The sequence below is a fragment of the Haloferax sp. Atlit-4N genome, assembly GCF_003383025.1.
GTDB classification, from domain to species: domain Archaea; phylum Halobacteriota; class Halobacteria; order Halobacteriales; family Haloferacaceae; genus Haloferax; species Haloferax gibbonsii.
In genome coordinates, this window is sequence record NZ_PSYY01000001.1 from 1,183,160 (window position 1) to 1,209,259 (window position 26,100).

The window sequence follows — 26,100 nt, forward strand, 5'->3', positions numbered from 1 at the left end:
AGTTATTCTTCGAGGAGTTCGACAGCGACGTCGTAGCTGTAGGTGAAGTCGTCGTCGAGCTTGTCGCCGCGGTAGTACGAGACGAGGCGACGAATCTTCGATTCCGTGTTCTGCAGGGCGCGACGGTTGGACTTGTCCTGCTGGTTCTCCTCCATGTGCTCGCGGAGACGGACGGCGCGCTCCATGAGGTTACGGAGGTCCTCGGGGAGGTCGCCTGCGGCGTCGTTCTCCTCGAGGATGGTGGTGACCTTCTTGCCCGTGGCGAGCTTGACGTCCGGGACGGGAACGCCCTTGACGCCTTCGTCGCGCAGGGACAGGCCGATCTGGCTCGGGTCCTTGCCCTGTTCTGCAAGTTCGACGACGCGGGCTTCGATGTCAGCCGCGTCGACGTCGCTCCACTCCGGTGCTTCGTCTGCCACCGGCTTGTCCGAGCTGGACGAGCCACGGCGGCGGGTGTGCATTCGTGCCATTGTTGCGGGTTGGAACCGCACTGACCGCAGAAACGAGTACCCCGCAGTCGTCTCACCGACTGCTGGGGCACTACCGCAATCCCAAGCCCGAACCGGGCGAGTCAGATTTGCGGCCGTGCTGGATTCCCATCGGGTTGTCCACGCGCGCCGGGTTAAACCGTTTCGACTCGGATTCGACTCGGCCTCAACTCGCCTCGGTCGGAATCGAAGGGCTTCTAAACGGGCGACGGCTATCGGAGGATGCGGGCTCGTAGATCAGGGGTAGATCACTCCCTTGGCATGGGAGAGGCCCCGGGTTCAAATCCCGGCGAGTCCATTTCTGAACGGAGTGAAGAAATGGCGAGCAGAGCGCTCGCTGCAGCGAGCGCGTGGGTTTGAAGCCCTGGAAGTCGCGCGCAGCGAACCGTGTGAGCGAGCACGTCTTCCTTCGGGTTCAAATCCCGGCGAGTCCACTCACTTTCTTCCGTCGCTTCGCTCCGTCAGTCGTTCGTGGACTCGCCGACGTCCCACTCGCTCTGCTCGCGGGACTCCCGGCGAGCGCAGCGAGCCGCGCGTGTATCGACTGTATTGATGTCTGTTCGAGACGGGATTTGAGCAGCGAGCAACGCGGAGCGTTGCGAGTGAGTTCAAATCCCGTGAACTCCGTTCACGACCTTCGCAAACCTCCGGTTTGCTCAGTCCCGGCGAGTCCACTCACTTCCTTTCGGTCACTTCGTTCCGTCAGTCGTTCGTGGACTCGCACTCGAACAACTGGTGGATTCCGGGTCAGCTGTTTGCCCCGCTACGGGTGTCCCACAAGTCCGGCAATCGGTATCCGAGCTACCGCGGCTGAAAAGAGCCGATGCGGCGCGCCAGCGCCTCCCGCGGCTCACGCCTCGTCTTCGAACACGCTCATGTCCTTCGCCGCGAGGTCGGTCACGTGCTTGACGATTTCGGGGTCGACCTGCGCGATGTCGTCCCCGTCGTGGACCTGTTCGTTGTGTCGCTCGATGGCGTCCGCGACCTCGGAGAGCGAAACGCGCGTGGTCGTGTCGCAGGCCTCGCACACGACCGGGACTTCGGGAGCGTCGTCGTCAGTCATACCGAATCGTTCCGTCAGCGACGGAAAAAACGAGTCGGTTCGTTGCCGGGAGCGGAGAAACGTTCGGAACGCGTCTCGGCCGTTCCAACAAGCCAATACGGGATAACGCCGACAGCGGTTACGAAGAATCGAGGAGAAAGCCCCGTCCTTTAGGGCGGGGATGAATCCGACAATCAACGACACACCCACCGCTTGATTGCACGGCAGGATATTCCACGCTGCGTAATCCATACCTTCAAGTAATATTCTCGACATAGGTTACGTATGGCGAAACAGGTCGTCACCCGCACCTACACTGCTTCCATCAGGAACCAGCAACAGGTGTCTGACGACCTCGATTCGCTCGGGTTCTCAGCGTCGAAACTCTGGAACGTCGGACGGTGGGTTTGCGACCGCGTGTGGTCGGAGATAGGCCACATTCCCGGTCACAACGAACTCACCTCGTACCTCAAGTCGCACGAACGCTATGATGACCTACATTCGCAGTCAAGTCAGCGAGTCCTGCAAGAACTCGCTGAGGCGTTCACCGGCTGGTACGGCAAACGACGCAACGGAGAGACACGGGCTAACCCGCCGAAGTACCGTAAACACGGCAACGAACACCCCCGAAGCACGGTGACGTTCAAAGCCGCCGGTTTCAAACTCGACACCAAGTACGGGAGGGTCCGACTCTCGAAAGGTTCGAACCTCAAGGAGTATTGGTCGGACTTCATCCTCTGTGAATACAAGACAAGACCTGACGTTGACCTCTCCACCGTAGAGAGCGTTCAACAGGTTCGAGCAGTTTGGACAGGAACCGAGTGGGAACTACAGTTCGTCTGCAAAGTCGAAGGTAAAGTGAGCGAAGCGCCCGGTGAGAAAACCGTAGGTGTTGACCTCGGAATCAACAACTTTGCCGCACTCGCCTACGAAGACGGCCACAGCGAACTGTATCCGCTCAACTGTCTGAAGCAGGACGACTACTACTTCAGCAAGCGCATCGCTCGATGTGGCGACTCCGACTCCGACCAAGCGACGCGGTTGAACCAGAAGAAGTCGGCTCGTCGCACCTATTACTTCCACGCCCTTTCGAAACACATCGTCCAACGGTGTGTGGACGAAGAAGTTGGAACGATTGTGGTGGGTGACCTCTCGGGAATCCGTGAGGACGAGGGGAACGGTGAGTCGAAGAATTGGGGCAAGCACGGCAATCTCGACCTGCATTCGTGGGCGTTCGACCGGTTCACCTCAATGCTGGAATACAAGGCCGAGATGGAGGGCATCGCGGTTGAGCGGGTGTCTGAGCGTGATACGTCGAAGTCGTGTTCGTGTTGTGGTCGGAAGCGTAAGGTGAATCGCGTGGAGCGTGGGTTGTACGTCTGTGACGAGTGCGGTACGGTGGCGAATGCAGATGTGAACGGTGCTGAGAACATTCGGCAGAAAGTATCTCCGAGTTCACCGAGTTTGTCGGTGAATAGGAGTAACGGCTGGTTGGCACAGCCATCGACGTTGTTGTTTGACAAGGACACTGGTGCGTTCGCACCTCAAGAACAGGTCACGTCGTAAACCACAATATCCCAACGGCGGTCGGGAATCCTCGCGCTTCAGCGCGGGGAGGATGTCAAACGATGCAATACGGAGCCGGCGTGGGAGACCGACAATCTGGACGAACACGGTCGATTTTCACGTGTCAGATTCGCGGACGCGATTGAACGGGGCCTCCGCGAAATCGCCGGACCGATGCGGACCGACACGTCTGAAACGGTTCTCACCGAAATATTCGACCGAACCGAACCCCTCGAGCGCTTGCGTGAGGCACTCGGGTTCTCCGGCGCACCAGACCTCGTTGGTATCGACCAACAGCTGTTCGGCGGCCCGGTTCTCGTGGAAGTCAAAGCACACACAGACCAGTTTCAGGACACCCAAGAGCATTGGATGGGGACGTTCCGAAACCTGTTCACGGATGTGTACGTTTGTGAAGTTCGGCCCGCGTAGGCAAGGCCCCGACGGAATGCGATCTGTGTCCGCACCCCACAGCAGTCGAACGATTCGAAGCCCTTATTTATTCGACCGGGGAATGAATGATTGCGTTTGAGGGCTCGTAGATCAGGGGTAGATCACTCCCTTGGCATGGGAGAGGCCCCGGGTTCAAATCCCGGCGAGTCCATTTCTGAACGGAGTGAAGAAATGGCGAGCAGAGCGCTCGCTGCAGCGAGCGCGTGGATTTGAAGCCCTGGAAGTCGCGCGCAGCGAACCGTGTGAGCGAGCACGTCTTCCTTCGGGTTCAAATCCCGGCGAGCCCATCAACTTCTGTCGATACCACCGGCGAGCGTAGCGAGCGGCGTGTATCGACTGTATTGATGTCTGTTCGAGACGGGATTTGAGCAGCGAGCAACGCGGAGCGTTGCGAGTGAGTTCAAATCCCGGTGAGTCCACTCACTTCCTTTCGGTCACTTCGTTCCCTTCAGTCGTTCGTGGACTCGCCGACGTCCCACTCGCTCCGTCTGCGGGCGACCCGCGAGTCGCCCGCATGTCATGCGAGACGGCAGTGCCGTCTCGTTCTGCTCGCGGGACTCCCGGTGAGTCCGGCAATTGAACCGGGTGATGAACCAATCGGGACTCGCCTGTGGGTGCTCTATCGGTCAATACACGCTATCTACTCGACGAGCGCCGCGAGCCCACCATCACCCGTCGCCGCGAGGGCGATTCCCGCGATGAGCAGGAGGACGCAGCTGAGCGTCAGGCCGATTGCGATGCCGATCCGCCTGGCGTTTCGGTAGTATATCTTCGTCGTCTCCTCGGGGAGTTCGTCGTCGTCGCCGCCCTCCAGGACCTCCTCGATGGCGCTGGAACTCGCTCCCGAGGTGCGACACGAATGATACGCCAAGAGGGTGAACCCCGTGGATAGCACCCACGCGAGTCCGCCGAACCCGACGCCGAAGTTCACCAACGCGGAGACGTCCGTCACGACGTCCGCTTGGAGGAGCACCGTGACGCCCGTCCCGAAGACGCTCGCGATGAGGACGTTCAGTTTCGTTATCTCGATGGCGTCGCCCGCGAACGCCTCGACCGTGCTCGCGTGGTTTCTCGCTTTCGCCCGCTCGCGGAAGTCGCGCTGGAGGCTCGACGCGATTCTGTCGCCGAGTTCGCCCATGTCGAACCGCCGGTGGCAGTTCGGACACAGCGTGACGAGGTTCTCGGGGGCGTCGGCATCGTCGGGGTTCTCGAAATCCCGCGCCGGGCGCTGATGGGCGACCTCCAAGATGTGCGAGCCCTCGTCGTACTCGCGCCCGCAGTTCTGACACGTGTAGTCGTCGCGGCGAAATATCCGCTCGCGGTCGATGGTTCTCCGCCTTCGCGTCGTCCGCCCGGTTGTCGTCTCGGCGTCCTCCGACATCGGTCACTCGTCTGTCTGTCTCGTATCCCGGTGAAATTCGTTTTCCTTGACACGGAACCGGTCGACGCGGCGCAGGTCAGCCCCAGCGAACGGTTCCACTTACCAGACTGTCAGGTACCCCGCGAGGTTTTCACCCCGCGTCGCCTTCAGTCAGGTAATGAGCGGTCGTCCCCGTGTTCCACTGGTCTATCGCGTCGTCAGAGACCGGACGGCGCAGACCTCGCCGATTGCGGTCGTTCTCCTGTTGGCGATTACGGTCGCCGGAACGACCGCCGTCGTCGCGCTCGGCGGGGTCGCCCTCGAGGAGACGAAACAGGAGTCCCAACTGACGCGCGCCGAGCACTCGATGACGCTGTTCGACTCGCGGGTCGCCATCTCCGCGCTCGGCGAGGGAGAGACGCAGTTCGTCGACCTCGGCGGGACCGGCGGCGGCACCTACGTCGTCGACGACGACACCGGCTGGATACGCGTCACGCACAAGAACTACACGGACGCCGGCGACGACCAAGAGCTCTACAACGAGTCGCTCGGGAGCGTCGAGTACCGCGACGGCGACGCCCGAATCGCCTACGAAGGAGGCGGCGTCTGGCGCACGCAGGACGGCGGGACGACGATGGTCTCGCCGCCGGAGTTCCACTACCGCGGCGCGACGCTGACGCTTCCGGTCGTTCGGGTCGCCGGCGACGGGTCCGCGTCGGGCGACGTGTCCGCGAGGGTCTCGGCGACCGAGCGCGCTCGGCGCGTCTACCCCAACGACACCGCGAGCTACGACACGATACCGGCCACCTTCGACAACCCCGTCAGCAACGGGACGGTCGTCGTGACGGTCCACAGCGACCACTACCGCGGTTGGGCCTCGTTCTTCGAGTCGCGGAGTGAGGGCACCGTGACGGTCGACGACACCAATCAGACCGCGAGCGTGGAACTGGAGACGCTCGGGCTCGTCGGCGAGTTCCAGATGCCGAACGAGGGCACGTCGGTCGACGTGCGCGGGATGGCCGCGAACCACAACGTCTCGGCGTTCTCGCTCACGCTCTCGAACGACCAGCACCTCCAGAACATGGAGTGGGGGATGTACTACGACGGCGACCAGAAGGACCTCGAACTCCACGTGCAGGCGGACGACAAGTGCAAGAGCGGGAGTTACGACGGCACGTTCGACCTGACGCTCTACTACGCCACCGAGGACGGCAGGTACCACGGTTGGCAGGCGACCGACCTCGACCCGGACACGAGCGACGCGGTGAGCATCGACTGCACGACCAGCACCCCCGAACTCACCGTCGACTTCACGAGTTCGGAGACGATGACCTACGGCGACATCCAGTCGGACAAGGGCTTCGGCAACCAGAACAAGTGGCAGTTCGCCCCCGAAATCGTCGACGGCGAGGCCTACGACAGCGTCACCTTCGACGAGCACGACGCCGACGGCGGCCAGACGTTCTCGAAGGCCGACGGCGACACCGCTCGGATGGACTTCGTCGTCAACCACTACTTCTCGCTGGCCGCGCCGCAGTTCGAACTGACCGTCACGGACGGTCCGGGCAACAGCCAGAGCGTCGACGAGGCAGGCTCGCGCGGCGAACTCGTCTACGACCAGGCCGAGGGCGGCCAGTTCATCACCTTCCTGCACGTCACCGAAAACGAGGTCGAAGTCGACGTCGAGTGAGCGACCGGAGCCGGCCGTGGCGGCGTCCTATCCTCAGTCGGCGAACGTCATATCGACCGACGTCGAGACGACGTAGACGCGGTCGGCCCCGTTCACGTAACACGAGACGCTCGGATAGCCGTCGGGCGTCGCGGCCGGGACGACCGGGTCGCAGGTCACGTCGGGACGGCTCGATAGCTCCGCGCGCCAGAGCGCCGCACGCGGGGAGCGAACGGTTAGATTCACGTCGTACTGCCCGTCGGTCCGCGCGGCCAACACGTCGCTCGCGGCCTTGTCGGCTCGGATGAGGAACGTCCCCGACCCGCCGACCGAGGTCGTCGCCTCCTCGTCGGGGCGCGTCACGAACGCCGGAATCAACACCCGCTCTTCGGTGAGCACGAACGACGGTCGCCGGACGAACGTCCCGCTGTCGCCGCGGGTCCTGAGGAGCGCGTCGAACGCGTAGACCACTCGTTCGTCGCTTGAATCGGCCGCGTAGACGACCGGCGAGACGTCGTAGGTGTTCGTGAAGTTGACCGACGGGTCCGACGTCAACTCCCCGGAGACGACGAACTCGACGGGGCGGTCGAGTGTCAGGCGGGCGTCCTGCAACTTCACCTCCGTGGCCCGACTCGGCGCGCCGCGGTCGGCGATGTCCTCCATGTTGTCGCCGAGGATGTCGAGGGCGCGCTCGGCGTTGTTGACGCGCTCCACGTCGCGGGCGTCTTGGAGACCGGTCATCCCGACGGCGGACACGAGACCGACCATCGAGAGGACGATGGCGAAGACGAAGACGAACCCGAGGGTGTCGCTCACCGCGCGGTCGCTCACGAGTTCACCTCCAGCCCCGACGACGGGTCGTAGGTGATGGTCACGTCGCCGCCGTCGACCCGGCTCGCGGTCAGCGAGGTCTCGGTCGAGACGGGGACGCGAACCGTCACCTCGGGGTCGGTCGAAGTGAGCACGAGTTCGTTCGGCGACCCCGACACCACCTCGATGGAGTAGGTCGTGCCAGCGACCCTCGGGGGCAGTCGAACCGTCGCCTCGACCCGCGACTCGCCCGGCGCGGCCCCGATTCGGTCGACCGATTCGACGCCGGCCGCGAGCCGGTTTCCGACCACGTCGAGTTCCGTCTCGGTGACCCGCTCGCGCTCGTCGGAGACGAAGCCGCCGGCGGCGACCAACAGCCCCGAGATGAGAACGACCGTGATGGAGAGCGTGAGGACGTAGCCGAGCGCCGTCGAGACGCCGCGGTCGGTCGAACGGGAGCGGGAGCGGGCGCGGCTCCCGCGGCTCCCGCGCCGAACGCGGTCCCCGCGTCCGTCCGGAGCCGTCGGCGGCGTCACGCAATCTCACCCGGCGCGACCCGAAGCTCTCGGTAGACGTACGTCTCGCCGGTCTCGTAGACGTACGAGACGGTGACGGCGTACAGCGCCTGCTCTGCGACCGGCGACGACCCGCTCTCGGCGGACGCGTACTTCGCCGCGTCGAACACCGTCGCGTTCGTCTCGTTCACGTACAGTTCGTAGCTCCCCTCGGCCTGCACGGCGTTCCGGTACGAGACCGCGACCGTGCCGTCGAGGTCGGTGTGGACCGCGTCGAGCGGGTCGCAGGCGGTCCCGTTGAGTCGGCCGTCGGCAACGTCAATCGTGACGTAATCGCCCGCGTCGGCCGCCACGCTACAGGTCGCCCGCGTCCCGCCGGCGTCCTCGACGGTCACGAAGGCCCGCGTCGAATTCCGGTAGACCTCCGTCTCGACGACGTTCGTCCCGTCGTCGACGACGAGTTCGAACGCCGACCCGCTACTCGTCGCGAGCGAGTCGCGCGAGACGTTGAACCGAACGCCGCGGACGCCGACGTCGCTCGCGAGCGTCCAGTCGGTCGACTCGCTCCCGTCCGTGAAGTTCCGCGCCGCGTCGGTCTGCGAGATTCGGGTGCCCTCGACGTGGTCGACGCGCGAGGCGTTCGTCGCGGCTCCCCTGACCGCGGCGAGCGTCGCGGCCGCGTCGCTCCAGTTGCCGAACGTCTCGTCGAACGAGCCGGCGAGTTCGGCGTACGTTCCGCCCTCGCGGTTGGTCTCGTCGAGGAGGACTCCCGCGCCGGCTTCGACCGTGCGGCCGTGGCTCACCGCCCCGTCGAGGCTCGTATCGGTCGTCCGCGTGGCGAGGTTCTCCGTGTAAATCGCGGTGTTGAGCGTCAGCGCGAGACCGACGAGGAGGACCGCGATTGCGAGCGCGGCGACGAGCATCAGTTGGCCGCGGTCGTCGCCGGTGAAGCGCGCGGCTCCCGTCGCCTCGTCGCTCGCGCGCTCGAAGGAGTCGGTCACATCCGCCATACGACCACCTCCACTTCGACGACGCCGTAGAGCGGCCCCGCGCTCCCGTCTTGGATGAAATACGTCTCGTCGCTCGCGGCGGCGACCGATTCGAGCGTCTTGGTCGTCTCGACCGCGCGCGGCTCGCCGCCCGGCGACGTTCCCGGCTCGGTCAGCGCGTCGTCGTCCGCGAGCGTCACGACCCGAGTCCGCGAGACGGCGTGGTCGCTCGGTTCACCCATGAACACGAGTCGGCTCGTCCGGCGGACCTCCCGGTCGCGGAGGTAGTGCACGTAGACGTTGAACGCGATGCCGCGGTCCAAGAAGGACTCGTCGAGCATCGCCCCGAAGGCGGTCGGCGGGCCGCCGTCGACGTAGTAGCCGCGCGCGTCGATGCCGTAGAAGCTCCCGTTTTCGGGGTGCGTGAACAGCACCGTCCGCTTCAGCGCGCCGGTCTCGGCGGCCGCCGTCAGGACGCCGTCGGCGACGGCGGCCTGCTGGTTCTCGATGTGCTGGCTCGACGTACTCGCGGTCAGGGGCGTCACCGCGGTCACCTGCAGCGCGAACGTGACGCTGGCGAGGAGCACCATCGCGGCGACGATGGCTTCGAGCGCGTGGGCCTGTGCGCGAGACACGGTCACCACACCCTCACCGATAGCTCGTGGAGTTCGCCGTCGAGGAGGACGGCCCGCCGGGCGGCGACGACGCTCCGGGTTGTCGAGACCGGCTCGCCGGTCGTCTCGACGACGGTCCCACCCCGCGAGAGCGTGACGTTGAGGCCGTAGGACGCGTCGATTCCGGTCGCGGCGTTGGGGTCGGCGCTCCCGTAGTCGCAGTCGCCGGGCGGCGGGTCCCCGTCGAAGAACGCCTCGGTGCAGACCGCGTCGAGCACGTCCGGATTCTCGTCGTCGACGAGCAGGCGCTGGGTGAGCGAGTCGGCGGCGCGGTTCGCGACGAGCGGGCGGTCCTGTTCGGCCTCGAAGGGGTCGAGAATCTGCGGGATGGTGCCGACGACCCACGCGACCGCAAGGAGGAAGATGCCGACGCCGACGGCGAAGTCGATGGTCGTCTGGGCGCGGGCGCTCCGGCCGCTCGTCTCGCGTCGGTCGTCCGGCGGGCCGCGTCGCCGCATCAGCCGACCACCATCCACACCGCGAGCGAGAGCGTCTGGAGGATGACGACGAACTTGACCCCCGAGAGGAGGTCCGCGTTGCGGATGTAGCCGCTGATGAACCCCGAGAGCATCGCCTGGATGGTGACGCCGTGGAAGAACAGAAGCGACAGCAGGTCGGGGTCGATGCCGCCGCCGAAGCTCGGGCCACCGGTCGTCGCGCCGCCGGAACTCGACGCCTGCGAGGAGAGGCCGGCCATCACGTCGAGGAACTGCGTCTTCAGGATGGCCATCACCGCCAGCAGCGTCACGTAGGTCATGAGGATGATTGCGACCTGCATCCGGGTCCGCGAGATGCGCTCGCGCTCGATGTCGTCTTGGTTCTCGGAGGCCTGCGCGGCCGTCGTCAGGACCTCGGTTATCTGGCTCGACGCCTCCTGGGCCTTCGTGATGAGCTTGACCGTCCGGGCGAGCCGCGGGATGTGGTACTTGTTGTTGAACTCGACGAGCGCCTCCTTGAGGCTCATCCCGTAGTGGACCTTCGCGTACATCACCTCGAACTCGTCGGCGAGCTTCCCCGAGGAGGTGTCCGAGACGGTCTTGATGGACTCGAGGAGCGTCTGGCCGGTGTCGTTCGCGCTCGACAGTTTTCGGAGGTTGTCGGAGAGCTTCCCGGTGATGGCCGCCCGCGAGTGGACGTTCCACTCGTGGAAGACGGCGAGCGGCACCGCGACGAGGTAGACCGGGACGTAGAACCAGATGAACGTCCCCCAGACGGGGTTGGAAACCATCCCGTCCCACGTCGTCGGGGCGGCACCTTCGACGACGGAGACGGCGAGGAGCGAGAGCGCCGCGGGCACCGTCAGCGCGAGGGTGAAAAGCGGATGCCGCTTGAAGAACAGATGCGGGCGGCGCAGGAGTTCTTTCGTCTTGAACGTCCCCTCGCGGGATTTGATGCGCGAAAAGAGGCTGAACTCGCCGACGTAGCTCTCGACGAGCCCCATGTGGACGAGCCCCTCGCGCTGTTGGCCCTGCAGGCGGTCGCTCTCGTCTTCGGGGCTGAGGAAGCCGTCGCCGATTTCGTCCTGCTTGACCGTCGAGACGAGGACGAGGAAGCCGACGCCGGTCAGCGGGATGAGCCCGTAGACGGTCGCGTACAGCAGCCTCGACTGGGCCTCCCCGAGCATGCTCATGATGACGAGGATGATGATGAGAAGCAGCGGAAACAGCGAGAGCGTCATGTACATCTCGCCGAATAGTTCCATCGTCTCCAGCGTCTGTTCTTGCTGTTGTTTCGCGGTCCGGAGGTGTTTGTCCTTCTTGTCGTCGAGGAAGCCCTGCATGTTGCCGCCGGAGTTGACGATAGAGAGCATGTCCGTCAGGAACTGCGAGAGGTCGTCCGAGGGGGTCAAAATCGCCTGCTGGCGGATGGCGTTTCGGTAGTCGGTGCCGAAGTACTCCGTCTCCTGGACGATGCTCTGGAACTCCCGGGAGACCTCGCCGTAGGTGTCTTCGGCGCGCGCCATCGCCTCCAGAATCTCCAGTTGGTTCAGCCCGCCCACCGAAAGGGCGTACATGAACGAGATGGAGTCCGACAGGAGCATGTTTATCTCGCGCTTGCGGGCGGACGCGGTCGAGTACGGAATCGCAACGAGCGTCCCGAACCCGCCTGCGAAGCCGAGCGACCCGAAGAAGAGCCCCGAGAGGACGACGGCTGCGGGCATCGCGAGCGACCGGAGCGTGGCCGCCGTGGACTCGCTTCCGACCGGAATGCCGAGGCTCAGCGAGTCCGCCGAGACGAGGCCGAGCGCGAAGACGCCGTAGCCGACGACCATCCCGACGAGCCACAGCGCGAGGCCGACGAGCACGCCGACCGCGAGCGCCCGCGAGAGGTAGAGTTCGACGGTGTCGGGCATCCGCGCCTGCTGCAGCTTTTCTTCGATGTCGGCGACGAACTCGCCGTCCTCGTCGAAGATGAGCTGAAACAGCGGGTAGAAGGCGTCGCCGAGGGTGTCGGTGCTGCGGTCGAGACCGCCCGAGGTCTTCGAATCGAGGTTGCTCATCTACTCGCCCTCTCCGGAGTCGGCCCCGCGAGCGCCCGCGTCGTCGGCCTCGTCGCCCTCGTGTGGGTCGTCGGCCTCGGCGGCCTCGAACCCGCCCCACGTCTCGTCGGCCGCGTCGTCGGCGTCGGCCTCATCGTCGGGGGCGGCCCTGTCGGGTTCGCCTCGCCCCGCCGTGCCGTCCGAAGCCGCGGCCGAGTCCGACTCGTCGTCGATACCGAACGCGCCGAAGAAGTCGTCGAGGTCCGGGTCGTCGCCGTCGGAGTCGGGGAAGGAGGGCGCGTCGTCGAAGCCGAACGCCCCGCTGGTGTCGCCGAAGCCGGTCGGCTCGTCGCCCTCGCGGTCCGCGTCCGCCTCGTCGCGCCCCGCCTCCAGCGCCGGCGTCTCGTCCTCGCCGTCGAGCGAGGACGGCCCGTCGTCGCCTTCGATTTCGGGGGTTTCGTCGCCGGCGTCCAGTTCGTCGCGGTCGTCTCCCTCGTCGAGTTCGGGGTCTCGGGTCGACGCGTCGAGCGAGTCGAGTTCGCCGCGCTCGCCGGGCGTCGCCTCCACGTCCGGCTCGTCGCGCATGTGGTTGAGCGCCTCCGCGACCTCGCCCACGTCGCGGTCGCGGTAGTCGGGGAACAGTTCGTCTTCGGCCCGGCGGAGGATTTCCTTCGCCAGCTTTCGGACGTGTTCCGGCGGGTCGGGTCGCGGGACCATCGCCTCGCTCTCGGGGTCGATGTTGATGTGGACCGACTCCATCTCCCGGAGGTCTTCGAGGCTCCGTTCGAGGTCGTCGGTCGCCATCAGCCCGAGGATGGTGTCCTGGTCGTTGATGAACGCCTGGAACGTCGCCGCGACCTGCGTGTAGGTGTTGAGCCCGCGGTCGATGAGGTACGCGAGGATGACCTGTCGCTTGAAAATCTCCAGTTCGAGCGTCTCCTGATTCCAGCCGCGGTCGAACTTGATCTCTTCGAGCGTGTTCGACGAACCCATCTGGAGGAACTCGTCGGTCTCGGCCTGCCACTGGTAGACGTCTTGGACGTTTATCTCGTCGTTCTCGGGGTCGTAGTGGTTGATTTCGGTGAGCGACTTGTTCCGGCGCACCTTGTTGCCGCCGACCCGCGTCGAGGTCTGGATGGACACGAGGTCGAGGGCGGTGAACATCGTCTTCGAGACGTTGATGGGCGCGGTCGTAAACCGCTTGAGCACCTCGCCGACCGAGTCGGCGTGGAACGTCGTGTAGGTGGTGTGACCCGTGGACATGACCTGAAACAGCGTCCGGCCCTCCTCGCCGCGAATCTCGCCCATGACGATGTAGTCCGGGCGCTGGCGGAGCGCGGCTTCGAGCAGGTCGAACTCGTCCACGTCGCCCTTGTCGTCGTCCGCGAACGACGGCCGGGTGACGGAGGCGATCCAGTTACGCTGGGGCAGTTCGACCTCGCGGGTGTCCTCGATGGAGACGATTTTCGTGTTCGACGGGATGAAAAGCGAGACGGCGTTGAGCGAGGTGGTCTTTCCCGACGCCGTGCCGCCCGCGAAGATGAGGCTCTTGTCGTTCTCGATGCAGAGCCAGAGGAACGCCATCTCCTCCAGCGAGAACGTCGACCAGTTGATGAGGTCGATGGGCGTGAAGGGGACGTCCTTGAACTGGCGGATGGTGTAGTTCGTCCCGTGGTCCGACACCTCGCGACCGAGGGTGAGTTGCGCGCGAGACCCGTCGGGGAGCGTCGCGTCCACCTGCGGGCGGCGCTTCGAGATGCCCTTCCCGGAGCGCTGGGCGAGTTTCACGACGAAGTCGTCGAGTTCGCCCTCGCCGTGGTAGACGTTCGAGATGATCTGCTCGTAGTCGGAGTGGTAGACGAACACCGGCGAGTTGTAGCCGTCGCAGGAGATGTCCTCGACGTTGATGTCGTGTTTGATGCCGTCGATGCGCTCGTAGCCGATGAAGTCGCGGCGGAGGTAGTACTGGAGTTTTCGCACCTGGTAGTCGTTCAGGTCGTCGGCGTCGTCGGCGAGGACCGCCGGTTCGGGTCGGGCGGCGATACCGTCGATGCCGCCGAGCGGGGCGTCATCGTCGGCGTCGCGGGCGGGACCGCCGAAGACGGAACCGAACCCGAGTCGGGACCCGATGCCGCCGAGTCCGCCGAATCGCCCGGCGGTCGCGGGAGTCGCCGAAGAGCCGTCCGGCGACCCACCTCCGCCACCGAGGAGGCCGCCCAGTCCGAGCCGAGACGCGAGGCCCGGAGAGGCAGCCGACGCCCCGTCAGCGTCTGAGCCGTCGTCGCTTTTGCCAGCCGCGGATGCCGTCGCCGGCGGGTCGTAGAGGTCGTACCGCGAGAGCAGTTCGTACGTCTCGGCCTCGATGACCCGTCCGCGGTTGTCGCGGCCGCCCTCGACGACGCTCTCGTCGCCGTACTTGATGGCGGTCCGAAGCTTGTTCGTGAGGAACTCCGTCAGGTCGTCTTCGATGCGGTTCAGGTGCGGTTCGACCACGTAGTACTTCTTCTCGTTTTCCTTGACGGAGTGGAAGATGATGACGAACGCGTAGGGCTTGTTCACCCAGTAGCGCTCGACCTCGCGGAAGTGCGTCTTCTTCTCCATCGGGACGGCCTTCTCGAGGTCGTAGCGGTTCGCCAGCGTGGTCGTGCCGTCGACGCTGGAGAAGAACGCGTCCTCGTCGAACTCGGGGTCCACGTCGACCGTGCGCTCCTCGACGACGGCGTCGAGTTCCTCGGCGCGCTGGCCGGCCCGCGCGAGCGCGTTCTCGATGTAGTCGGGGTCGAACCCGAGCGCCTCCTCGGCGTCGAAGCGGACGATTTCGCCCTCGGAATCCCGCGGGCGGGAACCGTCGTCCTCGTAGTAGTACTCCCGCTTGTAGTGTTCCCACAGCCAGACGTCCTTGACGACGGGGGTCGTCTCGGGGTCGCAAAACGCCTCGAACTGCTCGTTGATGTTCGTCGCGTGCGCGCCGCGCTTACCGATGAACTCCGCCGCGTCGACCGGGTGACAGTCGAGGTACTCTTCGGGGTCGAGGTCGACGCGGTCCCAGTCGGTCCGGGTCGGCGTCGAGGCCGCCCGCTCGTCGTCTTCCTCCCACCGGGACGTGCCGGGCGCGTCGCGTCGCGTCCGCGGGTCGGTCCCGTAGAGGGCTTCCACGTCGCCGTCGCTTCCGTACTCCTCGAGAAAGTCTGCCCACGTGTACGACCCGACGCGCGCGTTCGACGCCTGCTCCGGAGCGGTGTCGCTCTCCACGGGCGGCGTTACATCACCCGTTAACGCCTTTCGCTCCCCTCCGTCGGCGTCGTCGGTTGCCATTGTCACCGGGTATCCGGGCCGATGGAAAAGTCTTTTTCTCAGCTAATTCACAGTTTAAGTCCTGTTTAAGTTGTATTTTTATACTATTTTATCAGGGAAGGTCGTGGCGACGCATCCAGACGGCCGGCTAAATCGGGGCTTTATCGCGGCGTGAACCGGGGCGAATCGAGGGACGCCCGCGGGATAGTTGTTTTCTGATATGTCGTGCAACACGGGAGACGGACCGTCGCCGTTGCGGGCCGGGATTCCGCCGTGGAGACGAAAGAGCGGTGAGTCAGAGGCGTTTGCGACGGGATTGGAACCGAGGGTTTGCGATTCTACCACGGCCGTGCAGCGAGGAGCGTCGCGACGAGCGAAGCGGGCGTGACGGGAATCCCGCGAGCAGAGCGAGTGGGACTCAGGAACGGCCGCTGAGCGAACGAAGTGGCGAACGGGTGTGACGGGATTGAGCGAATCCGGAGGATTCGCGATGTCCGTCGCGGCCGCTGAGCGAACGAAGTGAGCGAAGCGGGCGTGACGGGATTCGAACCCCGGTCGCTCACTGACGTTCGCTCCCCGATTCGAATCCCGCACGTTGCGTTATCGGATTCGCTCCGCTCATCACGATAACGGGCGTGACGGGATTCGAACCCGCGATCGAGAGGTTAGGAACCTCTCGCCCTGTCCACTAGGCCACACGCCCTACGGCGCAATCTCTCAGGACTGGTCAAAAATCGCGTGGTTCGCCCTGCGCGGGCAGAAGAGAGAGAGTGAGCTGCGGTTAGTTCGACGATTTGGTCGAAGCGGATTCGGTTTCGACCGAGTCGGCCGAACTCTCGGTGGCGTCGTCTTCGTCTTCGTCGTCGCCTTTCATATCCTGCAGTTCGTCCTCGATTTCCTCGCGGCCGCGCTGGAATTCGCCGATGGCCTGCCCGGAGGACCGAGCGAGCTTCGGAATCTTGTTCGCGCCGAACAGCAGGACGACGATGAGCAGAACGACGAGCAGCTCGGGCCCGCCCGGGAGTCCCGGGAACAGTGGAGTGATGGTCTCGAACATCGCTATTTCTGCGTTACCTAGTGGCAATTATAGGCTTTTTGCCTTCTGCGGGTTCTGGAAAGACGGAATATCGGCGTACCGGAACTCCCGCATCGCCCGAATCGACGCGTCTCGGCGCGTAGCTCCTACGAAAAGCTTGTGGCCGGGGTGCCGGACACGCTCGGGCGTTCCGCTGCGCCGACTGGGTCGGTCCGTCACCACCGGTCCCCTGAATTTCCGACGACGGTGAAATAATGTGTGCGGAGTCGAATGCCACCCGTATGGTATCAGTCGGCGACGCAGCCCCGGACTTCACCGCACCGCTTACCGACATCGACGGCGACATCGAGTCGTTCACGCTCTCCGAGAACCTCGACGACGCGCCCATCGTCCTCGCGTTCTTCCCCGCGGCCTTCACCGGCACGTGCACCACCGAGATGTGCACCTTCCGCGACCAGATGGCCAACTTCGAGGACGTCGGCGCGACGGTGTACGGCATCAGCATCGACACGCCGTTCACGCTGACGGAGTTCGCCGAGCAGAACGGCCTCAACTTCGGACTCATCAGCGACACGAACCGCGAACTCGTCGACGCCTACGACGTGGCGATGGACTTCGCGAGCCTCGGCGTCAACCGCGTGGCGAAGCGCGCGGTGTTCGTCGTCGACGGAGACGGCGAGGTCACCTACGCGTGGGTCAGCGACGACCCCGGCGTCGAACCCGACTACGACGCGGTCGAGGCCGCCGCCGCGAAGCTCGAAGAACCGACCGAGGCCGCGTAGGCGCACCCCGCCACGAGACGCGTTAGCGCACCTGATTCGGAGCCCAAGTTCTTTTCTCTCCGTGCGACCACCTGCGGTTCATGAGCGATACCGAAGACACCCTGAACGGCGGCCGCGTCTACGACCCCGAGGCGGACCACGCCTTCCCCGACGAGAAGCTCAACGAGGTGCTCCCCGCGCTCCTCGACGACGAGGAAGTGACGACGCTCCTCGAAGCGCAGAACGTGAACGCGGTGACGCGCAAGGGCTACAACGACCACGGCCCGAAGCACATCGAAATCGTTCTGAACCGCGCGCTTCGGCTGTACGACCTGCTCAAGGCCGGCGGCTGCGAGTTCAACGGCGCGGCCGAGCAGGGACTCGACGAGGCCGACGAAGCGGTCATCATCGCCCTCGCGGCGCAACTGCACGACATCGGTCACATCGTCCACCGCGACAACCACGCGTACTACTCCATTCCGCTCGCGTCGGACGTGCTCGACCGCTTCCTCCCCGAGTTCTACGGCCTCGCCGACGCGGTCCGAATCAAGGCGGAAGTCCTCCACGCCATCCTCTGTCACCACCGCGAGGAGGACCCGCTCACGCTCGAAGCCGGCGTCATCCGCGTCGCCGACGCGCTCGACATGGAGCGCGGCCGGTCGCGCATCCCCTACGAGAAGGGCGGCCGCGGCATCAACACGCTCTCCAGCCGCGCCATCAACAACGTCGTCCTGAAGCCCGGCGAGGACTCCCCCGTCCTCGTCGAAATCGAGATGGTGAACGCCGCGGGCGTCTATCAGGTCGACAACCTCCTGAAGGCGAAACTCGACGGCTCCGGTCTCGAAGAACACGTCCGCATCGTCGCGGTCAACACGAAGTCCGACGACAGGCTCGTCGAGCGCATCGAACTCTAGGCAGCGCGTCGGGAGTCGGAAAAATCGGGTCGCGGTCGACCGCCGCGGGTCGGTCCCGCGGTCGGCGTTGTTTTTCCTCAGTCGTTCGACTGCGCGAGGCGCTCCGCGCCGCCGACCGAGAGTTCGCCGCTGAGGGTGCGGTTCGGGTAGGGGATGTCGATTCCCTCCTCGTCGAACCGCTCTTTGACGGCGGTAACGTACTCGCCGCGGGTCTTCACGAAGTCGGCGCGGCTGGGCTGGGAAATCCAGATGCGCGACTTGAGCGTGACCGACGAGTCGCCGAGTTCGGTCAGTCTGACCGACGGCTCGGGCGTCGTCATGATTCCCTCGTGGTTTTCGGCCTCGTCGAGGATGATGTCGGTCGCCTGCTGGATGTCGTCGTCGTAGCCGATGCCGAACGGCACCTGCAGGCGGAGTTTGTCCTTCGCGACGGGGTTCTTGATGACGCCGTCGGTGAGCTGCGAGTTCGGCACGGTGAGCAGTTCGTTGTCGAAGGTGCGAACGCGCGTCACGCGGAAGGAGATGTCTTCGACGACGCCGGAGTTGCCGTCCCATTCAATCCAGTCGTTGATGCGGAACGGCTTGTCGGTGAAGATGAAGATGCCGGCGACGAAGTTGGCGATGACGTCCTGCATCGCGAAGCCGATAGCGAGCGTCGCGGCCGCGCCGATGGTGGCGAGCGACTGCAGGATGTTGCCGAGGCCGGCGAACGCGAACCCCGCGCCGAGGGCGACGAACGCCACGACGAGGGTCGCGATTTTCATCAGGGGCTTTTTGGCGTGTTCCTCCGCGCCGCGCCGGTCGAGGACGCGGTTGAGCGCGGACGACACGACCGCCTTGCCGACGATGTAGACGACGACGAAGCCGAGAACGAGACCCAGGAGCGTCCCGAGCGTCTCGGCGTACGGGACGTTCTGCTGGGTGAGGAGTCGACCGATAGCGCCGCCGTCACCCTGCAGTTGGAGCGGGAGTGCGAGCGCGTTCATCGGTGGTAGACCGCGGTCTTCCCCCTCGTCTCTATCAGTTCGGCGTTCACCCGGTCTGCGAGGTCAGCCGCCGCCTCGTCGACCGTCGTGCCGCCGAGCGCCGCCCGGAGGAACTTCGCTTTCACGAGGTTCCGGTCGGCCAGCTGGTCGTTGAGTTCGCCGACCACCGCTTCGATTCCGCTCTTACCCACCCAGACGGTCACGTCGACGTCGTGGGCCTCCTTTCGCAGCTCCTGCGTGTTCATGTGTGGCCTCCACTATGTGCCAGAGGGCTTCAATAGTAAGGCTTTGGCGGCCGTTTGGTTGTCGTACACACGCGAGAACGGGTCGATACTGCCGGAATCGCCGGCGGGCGGTCAGTACGGATAGCGTTTCGTCGCCCCGCAGTCGCATCTGACGACGACGCGGCCGCCGGCGCGGGTCCGGACGCGGGCGTTGACGCCGGGACGGAGGTAGGCGTCGCAGTCGTCGCAGGTGAACCGGCGGAACGCCTTCGGGAGGCCGCAGCGGTTCCGCTCTGCGACCCGGCGGGCGAGGCGGACGTACTCGCGGGCGCGCTCGTGGTCGCGGTCGCTCGCCGCCTCGCGGGCGAGGTCGTGGAGTCGGTCGATGCGCTCCTCCGCGATGTTCATACACGTTCGGGCGAGCGGCCCGGACAAAGACGTTCCGAACCGCGACGCGGAGCCGAAGCCGGTACTGTGATACCCCACCCGGAAAAACGGCGACTGTGCGCGTCCTGAACTACCTCGAGTTCGCCTCGCAACTCGAACGCAGCGGCATCGGCACCGCCACCGACCAGCAGCGGGCGGCCCTCGCCACGACCGACGTGGAGGTCGTCACCTCCCCGTGGCCCGAGTCGGCCGCCGCGGGTGCCGCGGGCCTCCTGCGGGGCGACGGGGTCGTCCGCGACTACGACGTGGCCCACTGCAACCTCATCGGCCCCGGGTCGCTCGCCGTGGCCGGACACGCCAAACGGAACGACATCCCGCTCGTGCTCCACTCGCACGTCACCCGCGAGGACTTCGCCGAGAGCTTCCGCGGGTCGACCGCGGTCGCCCCCGCCCTCGGGAAGTACCTCAAGTGGTTCTACTCGCAGGCCGACGTGGTGCTCTGTCCCTCCGAGTACACGAAGCGAACGCTCGAATCCTACCCGGTCGACGCGCCGATTCGACCGATTTCGAACGGCGTCGACACCGAGGCGCTCGACGGCTTCGAGGACCTCCGCGACGAGTACCGAGAGAGGTACGACCTCGACGGCATGACCGTCTTCACCGTCGGCAACGTCTTCGAGCGCAAGGGCCTCACGACGTTCTGCACGCTCGCCCAGGAGACCGACTACGACTTCGCGTGGTTCGGCCCCTACGACACCGGCCCGCACGCCTCGAAGAAAGTTCGATACTGGGTCGAAAACGCCCCGGAGAACGTCACGTTCACCGGGTGGATAGACGACATCCGCGGCGCGTTCGGCGCGGGCGACGTCTACCTCTTCGCGACGAAAAACGAGAATCAGGGCATCGCCGTCCTCGAAGCGATGGCCTGCGGGAAGGCGGTCGTCCTCCGCGACATCCCGGTGTTCGAGGAGTTCTACACCCACGGCCACGACTGCCTGAAGTGTTCGACCGACGCGGAGTTCCGCCGGGCGCTCGACCTGCTCGCCCGCGACCCCGACCTCCGGCGGCGACTCGGCGAGAACGCCCGCGAGACGGCCGCCGAACACAGCCTCGACCGCGTCGGCGACAGGCTCGTCGAGACGTACGAGGACGCGCTGTCCGGGCGACTCGAAGGCTGAGTGGCCGCCCCCCGACCGGCGAGTCTCGTTGGCCGACCCCCGGGAGGCGGCCGATTGATTCGGTAACACACGACAGTCCAGCGGGAAGTCACAACGGTTTATCCCGTCGGGGTCGCACGAACGGCCATGCAGTCGGTCGCCGCGTTCACCGACACGTACCTACCGACCGTCAACGGCGTCACCTACACGATTCAGACGTGGCGCGAGCGGTGGCACCGCCGCGGCGGTCGCATGGACGTGGTGTTCCCGGCGGACGAAGACTACGACCCCGAGCCCGGCGAGTACGGCGTCCGAAGCCTTCCCTTCCCGTTCTACGAGGGGATTCGAATCGGCGCGCCGCGGATTCCGGGGGCCGTCGACGACGTCGACGTGGTCCACGCCCACACCCCGTTCGGCCTCGGACTGGCCGGCCTCCGACTCGCCCGCCGGCGCGACCTCCCGCTCGTGGCGACCTACCACACCCCGACCGGCGAGTACGCCGAGTACCTCAGCTCCGTCGGCGCTATCGAGCGCGGCGTCGAGCGCACCGCCGAGCGGTACGAGCGATGGTTCTTCGACCGCGCCGACGCGGTCATCGTCCCGAGCGAGGACGCCGAGCGCCGCCTCGTCGACGAGGTCGGCGTCGAGGCCGAAATCGTCGTCCTCTCGAACGGCATCGACGTGGAGCGGTTCGAACCCGTCGAGGGCGACGACTTCCGCCGCCGCTACGACCTCGGCGACGGCCCGCTCATCGGTTACACGGGCCGCCACGGCTACGAGAAGCGTCTCGACGAACTCGTCCGGGCCGCGGCCGACCTCGACGCGACGCTCGTCTTCGGCGGCGACGGCCCCGCCCGCGACGAGCTGTCAGCCCTCGCCGACGACCTCGGCGTGGACGCGCACTTCCTCGGCTTCCTCGACCGCGAGGAGCTGCCGGCGTTCTACTCCGCGCTCGACGTGTTCTGTTTTCCGAGCCCCGTCGAGACACAGGGGCTCGTCGCGCTGGAGGCCAACGCCTGCGGGACGCCCGTCGTCGGCGTTAACGAGGGCGCGCTGGAGGACACCGTCCTCGACGGCGTGACTGGTTACCACTACGAGTCAGGCGACTTAGACGGCTTCCGCCACGGGATTCGGCGGGCGCTGGCGGAACGCGAGGCACTCAGCGCGCGGTGTCTCGACCGCCGTGACGAGGTGAGCGTCGACCGCTCTGTCGACCGACTCGCGGCGCTCTACGACCGGTTGGCGTCGGAATAAAAAACAGCGAGACCGACTGCGAAACCGCGTTAGTCGCGACCTTCGAGCGCGTCGGCGATGCGGCGCAGTTCGCGGTTCACGTCGCGGACCTCGTCGCGGAGCTGTCGGACCTCGCGGACGAGCTGTTCGTCGCTTCCGCTTCCCTGCTCGGGGTCGCGCGGGCCGCCGCCCATACTTCCGGGACCGCCGCCCATGCCGCCGGGGCCGCCGCCGCCGCCCATACCGCCGGGGCCGCCGCCACCCATCATGCCGCTCATCATCTGCGCGAACGGGTTGCCGCCGCCGCCCATGCCGCCGGGGCCGCCGCCGCCCATCATCTCTTCGGGGTCGGGGCGCTCGCCTTCCTCGCGCTCTTTCTCGCGGCGCTGTCGAATCTCTTCGACCCGCTCGCGGAACGACTTCTCCTCTTCGCCGTCGTCGCCCTCGTCGGGCGTCTGCGTCTCGTCTGCGGGTTCGTCGTCAGCCATGAGAGCGAGTTGGCCGTCCTCCCGGAAAGTGCTGACGGTCTCTGAGAATCGTGACGTCGCTCACCCGAACGCGCCGAGGCTCGACTGGAGGTCGCGGTCGGTCCCGCCGTCGCCGAGTTCGTGGCCGACGAGGTCGCGCATGTCGACCGCGTAGGTCGTCCCGCGGTGGTCGAGGACGAGCACGCGCCCCTTCACGCCGCGGACCGTTCCCGTGGCGACGGTTTCTGCGACCGGCGAGCCGTCGAGGTCGAGACCGTAGTCGAACACGAACGTCTCGATGGGGTCGAACTCGGCGACGAGGGCGTCCCACGCCGCGGCGTCGACCGCCCGGCCGAACCCCTCGATTTTGGTCGGGACGCGGATGCGGTCCGGAATCTCGGTCGCCAGTTCGGCCTCGTACTCGCGGGCGACGCGGCCATCGGAGAACGTTCGGACGTGGGCCGCGCGGTCCGCGCCCTGCTCGCGCAGGCGGGTGTCGAGCCGCCACTCGCGGGTGACGCCGACTTTGAACGTGTCGGGGGCGAACGCCGCGAGGTAGACCGCGTGGTCCTCGTAACAGTCCATCTCGTCTTTCAGACACGTCCCCGTGCACTTCGCGCAGACCCACGTGTGGCGGTGGTCCGAGCAGTAGGGTGCGCGGTCGTTGTCGCAGGAGACGTGTCGGTCGTCGTGGACGGTGCCCGCGCAGTGGCGCTCGCCGAGGCGGTAGTCGAGTTCGGTGCCGGGGTCGAGCGCGACCGAGTCGATGCCGCCGCTCTCGCTCACGAACAGCGCGGGAGTTCCGGTATCGTAGCCGACGACCTGCACGCTCCGGGGTAGGGAGTCGCGGTAGAAAGGTGGCTCGCTCCCGGGGCGAACTGCGGGGCCCGCCGGGCGTCGCCCCGCGGTGTCGGCCGCGGGTATCGGTCGGCGTTATTCGTACTCGGCGCGGAGCTCTTCGGCGAGTTCCTCGGCCGCGCGGCGGACGGCCTCGTCGCTCGACCCGTCGGGCTCCCAGCCGAGCGCGGAGAGCTTCTCGATGGAGAGGCGCATCTTCGGCACGTCGCCGGTCCAGCCGCGGTCGCCGCCGGTGTACTCGAACTCGGGGTCGAGGTCCAGCACGTCGGCGACGATGTTCGCGATGGTCGTCACCGAAGTGGTCGTCCGCGTGCCGAGGTTGTAGACGTTGTAGTCGCGCTCGGCGTGCTCGACGATGTGGCACATCGCGTCGATGCAGTCCTCGACGTGGAGGTAGGACTTCTCCTGTCGGCCGTCGCCGAGGATTTCGAGCGTCTCGGGGTCTTCGAGGAGCTTCTCGATGAAGTCGGGGATGACGTTGCCGCGCTGGTTCGGGCCGACGATGTTGGCGAAGCGGTACATGTAGACCGTGACGTCGTAGGAGTGGGCGAACGTCGACAAGAGGCCCTCGTCGGCGAGCTTGGAGGAGCCGTAGATGCTGATTGGTTCGAGGGGCGCGTAGTCCTCGGGCGTCGGTCGAGGGGCCTCGCCGTAAATCGTCGACGAGGAGGTAAAGGAGATGTTCGACACGCCGACCTCCTGCATCCGTTCGAGGATGTTGTAGGTCATCTCGGTGTTCTCCTCGAACAGCTGACGGGGATTGCCGTAGTTCGTGTCCGTGTAGGCCGCGAAGTGGAAGACGATGTCGAGGTCCTCGGTGACGGCCTCGGCGACGTCGTCGGGGTCGGTCATGTCGGCCTGTACGAACTCGACGCCGTCGGGGACCTGCTCGCGGTCCCCCTTCGAGAGGTCGTCGGCGACGACCACGTGGTTATCCTCGGAGAGGCGCGCGGCGAGGTGAGAGCCGACGAGTCCCGCGCCCCCGGTCACGAGGACGCGCTTGTCGGAGAGTTCCAGCGACATGGCTCAGATGATTCGACCGAGTGATAAGTCCGTTTCCCCTCCGGGCCGCGGCCGGGCGTCGGTGACGGCCCGCGCTACCGGGGCCACGAGATTCCGGTCAGGTCCTCGCTCAGCCGCCACAGCTCCCGGACGTGCTTGGGGTCGGTCGCCGCGGCCGACGGCTCGGCCGGCGCGCAGTCGGAGAAGTACGACCCGGTTACTCCCGCGACGGCCGGCGACGCGGCGAGGTAGACGGGCGTGTCGGCGGCCGTCGCCGGCGTATCCGCGAAGCCGCCGACGAGTCGGCGCGGGAGTCGGGAGAGCAGGCCGACCCCGGCGCGGACGGGGAGCGAGGCGTCGCGCCACAGGCCGCTCGACGGGACGAAGCCGGGGTGACAGCAGTTCGCGGTCGGGCCGTCGAGCCTGTCGGCGAGCCCGACGGTGAAGCGAACGTTCGCCAGTTTCGACCGGGCGTAGGCGTCGAGACCGTCGTAGTCGTCGAGGCTCGTCGCGTCGAGCGGGCCCTCGAACCGGCGGTGGACCTCCGAGGAGACGGTGACGACGCGACCGTCGTCGGGAAGCAGGTCGCGGAGCCCGTGCGTGAGGACGAACGGCGCGAGGTGGTTGACGGCGAACGTCTTCTCCGCGCCGTCGGCGGTCAGTTCGCCCGTCGAGAAGTGCGCGCCGGCGTTGTTGACGAGCACGTCCACGCGGTCGGTCCGGTCGCGAACCGCCTCGGCGAGGCGGCGCACGGTGTCCCGTTCGGCGAGGTCGGCGCGAAAGAAGACCGCGTCGCCGCCGGCGTCCTCCACGGCCGCGGCGACGGTCCGACCCGCGTCCCGGTCGCGGCCGTGGACGAAGACGGTCGCACCGAGACGACCGAGGGCGAGCGCCGTCTCGCGGCCGACGCCGGAGGTCGCGCCGGTCACGAGCACGGTTCGGTTCGACAGGTCGGCGCGCTCGACGCCCGCGCCGACTTCGGGGCGGTGGCTCATGGATACGTCTGCGGCGGGCGCGCAGATAAATCTCGACCGCTGGGACAGACAGGTGGACGAATAGACAGGCGGACGAACAGACGAACGAACGAGGGACCGCCGCGCCGCCGCCCGCGTTCCGAAAGCGCCACTTTCCCCCGCCGTCTTCGGAGAGACATGCACAACGAACCCGAGGTCGCCGTCCTCCGGTACGGACACCGGCCGGGGCGCGACGACCGGATGACGACGCACGTCGGCCTGACGGCCCGCGCGCTCGGCGCTGACCGGGTCATCCTCCCGGACAACGCCGGCCACTCGATGGAGACCGTCGAGGACATCACGGGCCGGTTCGGCGGCCCCTTCGAGGTCGAACTCACCGAGGCGCTCAACGGCGTCATCCGCAACTGGGAGGGCAAGGTCGTCCACCTCACGATGTACGGCGAGCGCGTTCAGGACGTGGAGGCCGACATCCGCGAGGCGCACGCCGAAGAACCGCTTCTCGTCGTCGTCGGCGGGGAGAAGGTCCCCTTCGAGGTGTACGAGGGGGCGGACTGGAACGTCGGCGTCACGAACCAGCCGCACTCGGAGGTCGCCGGCCTCGCGGTGTTCCTCGACCGCCTGTTCGACGGGCGCGAGCTCGACCGCGAGTGGGAAGACGCCGAAAACCGGGTCGTCCCGATGGCGACGGGCAAGAAAGTCGTCCCGGCCGACGAGGAGTAATCGGACGCGTCGGCGCGCCCGCCGGCGGTTCTCCGCTGCCCGGGA

Annotated in this window: 26 protein-coding genes and 3 tRNA genes; 10 read left to right on the forward strand and 19 right to left on the reverse strand. The window is 66.3% G+C overall.

The window, feature by feature from the left end:
* Positions 1–2 precede the first annotated feature (2 nt).
* On the reverse strand, positions 3–470 hold the full coding sequence (locus C5C07_RS06175; RefSeq protein ID WP_004977438.1) for a 30S ribosomal protein S15: 468 nt from the start codon (positions 468–470) through the stop codon (positions 3–5).
* A 244-nt stretch (positions 471–714) separates the two neighbouring features.
* On the opposite strand from C5C07_RS06175, the gene C5C07_RS06180 reads away from it, so the two are divergent.
* Positions 715–786 (forward strand) — tRNA-Ala (locus tag C5C07_RS06180).
* A gap of 552 nt (positions 787–1,338) precedes the next feature.
* On the opposite strand, the gene C5C07_RS06185 is transcribed toward C5C07_RS06180, so the two are convergent.
* Positions 1,339–1,551, reverse strand: a complete 213-nt coding sequence (locus C5C07_RS06185; RefSeq protein ID WP_004977436.1) for a hypothetical protein — start codon at positions 1,549–1,551, stop codon at positions 1,339–1,341.
* A gap of 264 nt (positions 1,552–1,815) precedes the next feature.
* Between C5C07_RS06185 and C5C07_RS06190 the strand changes: the two genes are divergently transcribed.
* The 3 genes from C5C07_RS06190 (at position 1,816) to C5C07_RS06200 (ending at position 3,697) form a co-directional block, all read left to right on the forward strand.
* Complete coding sequence (locus C5C07_RS06190) at positions 1,816–3,096, forward strand: RNA-guided endonuclease TnpB family protein (RefSeq protein WP_115804741.1); 1,281 nt, start codon at positions 1,816–1,818, stop codon at positions 3,094–3,096.
* 174 nt (positions 3,097–3,270) lie between these two features.
* Entirely contained in the window at positions 3,271–3,525 is a 255-nt protein-coding gene (locus C5C07_RS22205; RefSeq protein ID WP_115804742.1) for a VRR-NUC domain-containing protein, read from the forward strand.
* A gap of 100 nt (positions 3,526–3,625) precedes the next feature.
* A tRNA-Ala gene (locus C5C07_RS06200) sits at positions 3,626–3,697 on the forward strand.
* 489 nt (positions 3,698–4,186) lie between these two features.
* Here C5C07_RS06200 and C5C07_RS06205 read toward each other — a convergent pair.
* A complete protein-coding gene (locus tag C5C07_RS06205; RefSeq protein WP_115804743.1) occupies positions 4,187–4,927 on the reverse strand; it encodes an HNH endonuclease in 741 nt (246 codons plus the stop codon).
* Positions 4,928–5,084: 157 nt separating this feature from the next.
* On the opposite strand from C5C07_RS06205, the gene C5C07_RS06210 reads away from it, so the two are divergent.
* Complete coding sequence (locus tag C5C07_RS06210; protein ID WP_115804744.1) at positions 5,085–6,596, forward strand: hypothetical protein; 1,512 nt, start codon at positions 5,085–5,087, stop codon at positions 6,594–6,596.
* Positions 6,597–6,629: 33 nt separating this feature from the next.
* On the opposite strand, the gene C5C07_RS06215 is transcribed toward C5C07_RS06210, so the two are convergent.
* The 9 genes from C5C07_RS06215 to C5C07_RS06255 form a co-directional block, all read right to left on the reverse strand.
* Entirely contained in the window at positions 6,630–7,406 is a 777-nt protein-coding gene (locus tag C5C07_RS06215; protein WP_004977430.1) for a hypothetical protein, read from the reverse strand.
* Entirely contained in the window at positions 7,403–7,921 is a 519-nt protein-coding gene (locus C5C07_RS06220; RefSeq protein ID WP_115804745.1) for a hypothetical protein, read from the reverse strand. Before C5C07_RS06220 ends, C5C07_RS06215 begins: the two co-directional genes overlap by 4 nt.
* Positions 7,918–8,910, reverse strand: a complete 993-nt coding sequence (locus tag C5C07_RS06225; RefSeq protein ID WP_004977428.1) for a hypothetical protein — start codon at positions 8,908–8,910, stop codon at positions 7,918–7,920. The genes C5C07_RS06220 and C5C07_RS06225 overlap by 4 nt, the downstream gene beginning before the upstream one ends.
* Positions 8,898–9,533, reverse strand: coding sequence for a hypothetical protein (locus C5C07_RS06230; protein WP_004977427.1), 636 nt, complete (start codon positions 9,531–9,533; stop codon positions 8,898–8,900). Before C5C07_RS06230 ends, C5C07_RS06225 begins: the two co-directional genes overlap by 13 nt.
* Positions 9,527–10,021, reverse strand: coding sequence for a hypothetical protein (locus C5C07_RS06235; protein WP_004977426.1), 495 nt, complete (start codon positions 10,019–10,021; stop codon positions 9,527–9,529). The genes C5C07_RS06230 and C5C07_RS06235 overlap by 7 nt, the downstream gene beginning before the upstream one ends.
* A complete protein-coding gene (locus tag C5C07_RS06240; RefSeq protein ID WP_004977425.1) occupies positions 10,021–12,063 on the reverse strand; it encodes a type II secretion system F family protein in 2,043 nt (680 codons plus the stop codon). The genes C5C07_RS06235 and C5C07_RS06240 overlap by 1 nt, the downstream gene beginning before the upstream one ends.
* Positions 12,064–15,357 carry a type II/IV secretion system ATPase subunit gene (locus tag C5C07_RS06245; RefSeq protein WP_115804746.1) on the reverse strand — a complete coding sequence of 1,098 codons (3,294 nt, stop codon included), beginning with the start codon at positions 15,355–15,357 and terminating at the stop codon, positions 12,064–12,066.
* A 609-nt stretch (positions 15,358–15,966) separates the two neighbouring features.
* Positions 15,967–16,039 (reverse strand) — tRNA-Arg (locus C5C07_RS06250).
* A 78-nt stretch (positions 16,040–16,117) separates the two neighbouring features.
* Positions 16,118–16,393, reverse strand: coding sequence for a twin-arginine translocase TatA/TatE family subunit (locus tag C5C07_RS06255; protein ID WP_004977421.1), 276 nt, complete (start codon positions 16,391–16,393; stop codon positions 16,118–16,120).
* Positions 16,394–16,653: 260 nt separating this feature from the next.
* Here C5C07_RS06255 and C5C07_RS06260 point away from each other — a divergent pair, with 260 nt between their 5' ends.
* Together C5C07_RS06260 and C5C07_RS06265 are read left to right on the forward strand one after the other, a co-directional pair.
* Positions 16,654–17,154, forward strand: a complete 501-nt coding sequence (locus tag C5C07_RS06260; protein WP_004977420.1) for a redoxin domain-containing protein — start codon at positions 16,654–16,656, stop codon at positions 17,152–17,154.
* 80 nt (positions 17,155–17,234) lie between these two features.
* Positions 17,235–18,047: an HD domain-containing protein gene (locus C5C07_RS06265; RefSeq protein WP_050458917.1), complete on the forward strand. Its 813-nt coding sequence runs from the start codon at positions 17,235–17,237 to the stop codon at positions 18,045–18,047.
* Positions 18,048–18,124: 77 nt separating this feature from the next.
* On the opposite strand, the gene C5C07_RS06270 is transcribed toward C5C07_RS06265, so the two are convergent.
* The 3 genes from C5C07_RS06270 to C5C07_RS06280 form a co-directional block, all read right to left on the reverse strand.
* A complete protein-coding gene (locus tag C5C07_RS06270) occupies positions 18,125–19,033 on the reverse strand; it encodes a mechanosensitive ion channel family protein (protein ID WP_004977418.1) in 909 nt (302 codons plus the stop codon).
* Complete coding sequence (locus C5C07_RS06275) at positions 19,030–19,278, reverse strand: YhbY family RNA-binding protein (RefSeq protein ID WP_004977417.1); 249 nt, start codon at positions 19,276–19,278, stop codon at positions 19,030–19,032. The genes C5C07_RS06270 and C5C07_RS06275 overlap by 4 nt, the downstream gene beginning before the upstream one ends.
* Positions 19,279–19,389: 111 nt before the next feature.
* Positions 19,390–19,665: a ribonuclease P protein component 4 gene (locus C5C07_RS06280; protein ID WP_004977416.1), complete on the reverse strand. Its 276-nt coding sequence runs from the start codon at positions 19,663–19,665 to the stop codon at positions 19,390–19,392.
* Positions 19,666–19,760: 95 nt separating this feature from the next.
* On the opposite strand from C5C07_RS06280, the gene C5C07_RS06285 reads away from it, so the two are divergent.
* A complete protein-coding gene (locus C5C07_RS06285; protein WP_004977415.1) occupies positions 19,761–20,822 on the forward strand; it encodes a glycosyltransferase family 4 protein in 1,062 nt (353 codons plus the stop codon).
* 126 nt (positions 20,823–20,948) lie between these two features.
* Complete coding sequence (locus C5C07_RS06290) at positions 20,949–22,055, forward strand: glycosyltransferase (RefSeq protein ID WP_050458920.1); 1,107 nt, start codon at positions 20,949–20,951, stop codon at positions 22,053–22,055.
* 29 nt (positions 22,056–22,084) lie between these two features.
* On the opposite strand, the gene C5C07_RS06295 is transcribed toward C5C07_RS06290, so the two are convergent.
* The 4 genes from C5C07_RS06295 to C5C07_RS06310 all read right to left on the reverse strand — a co-directional run bounded on the left by C5C07_RS06295 (position 22,085) and on the right by C5C07_RS06310 (position 25,356).
* Positions 22,085–22,522 (reverse strand): hypothetical protein, encoded by a 438-nt coding sequence (locus tag C5C07_RS06295; RefSeq protein ID WP_004977413.1) that lies wholly within the window; start codon positions 22,520–22,522, stop codon positions 22,085–22,087.
* Between the two features lie 60 nt (positions 22,523–22,582).
* Positions 22,583–23,329: a DUF2797 domain-containing protein gene (locus C5C07_RS06300; RefSeq protein ID WP_115804747.1), complete on the reverse strand. Its 747-nt coding sequence runs from the start codon at positions 23,327–23,329 to the stop codon at positions 22,583–22,585.
* Positions 23,330–23,434: 105 nt separating this feature from the next.
* Positions 23,435–24,382, reverse strand: a complete 948-nt coding sequence (locus tag C5C07_RS06305; RefSeq protein WP_004977411.1) for an NAD-dependent epimerase/dehydratase family protein — start codon at positions 24,380–24,382, stop codon at positions 23,435–23,437.
* A gap of 74 nt (positions 24,383–24,456) precedes the next feature.
* Positions 24,457–25,356 carry an SDR family oxidoreductase gene (locus C5C07_RS06310; protein ID WP_115804748.1) on the reverse strand — a complete coding sequence of 300 codons (900 nt, stop codon included), beginning with the start codon at positions 25,354–25,356 and terminating at the stop codon, positions 24,457–24,459.
* A 156-nt stretch (positions 25,357–25,512) separates the two neighbouring features.
* Between C5C07_RS06310 and C5C07_RS06315 the strand changes: the two genes are divergently transcribed.
* A complete protein-coding gene (locus tag C5C07_RS06315) occupies positions 25,513–26,055 on the forward strand; it encodes a tRNA (cytidine(56)-2'-O)-methyltransferase (protein ID WP_004970839.1) in 543 nt (180 codons plus the stop codon).
* The last annotated feature ends 45 nt before the right edge of the window (positions 26,056–26,100 follow it).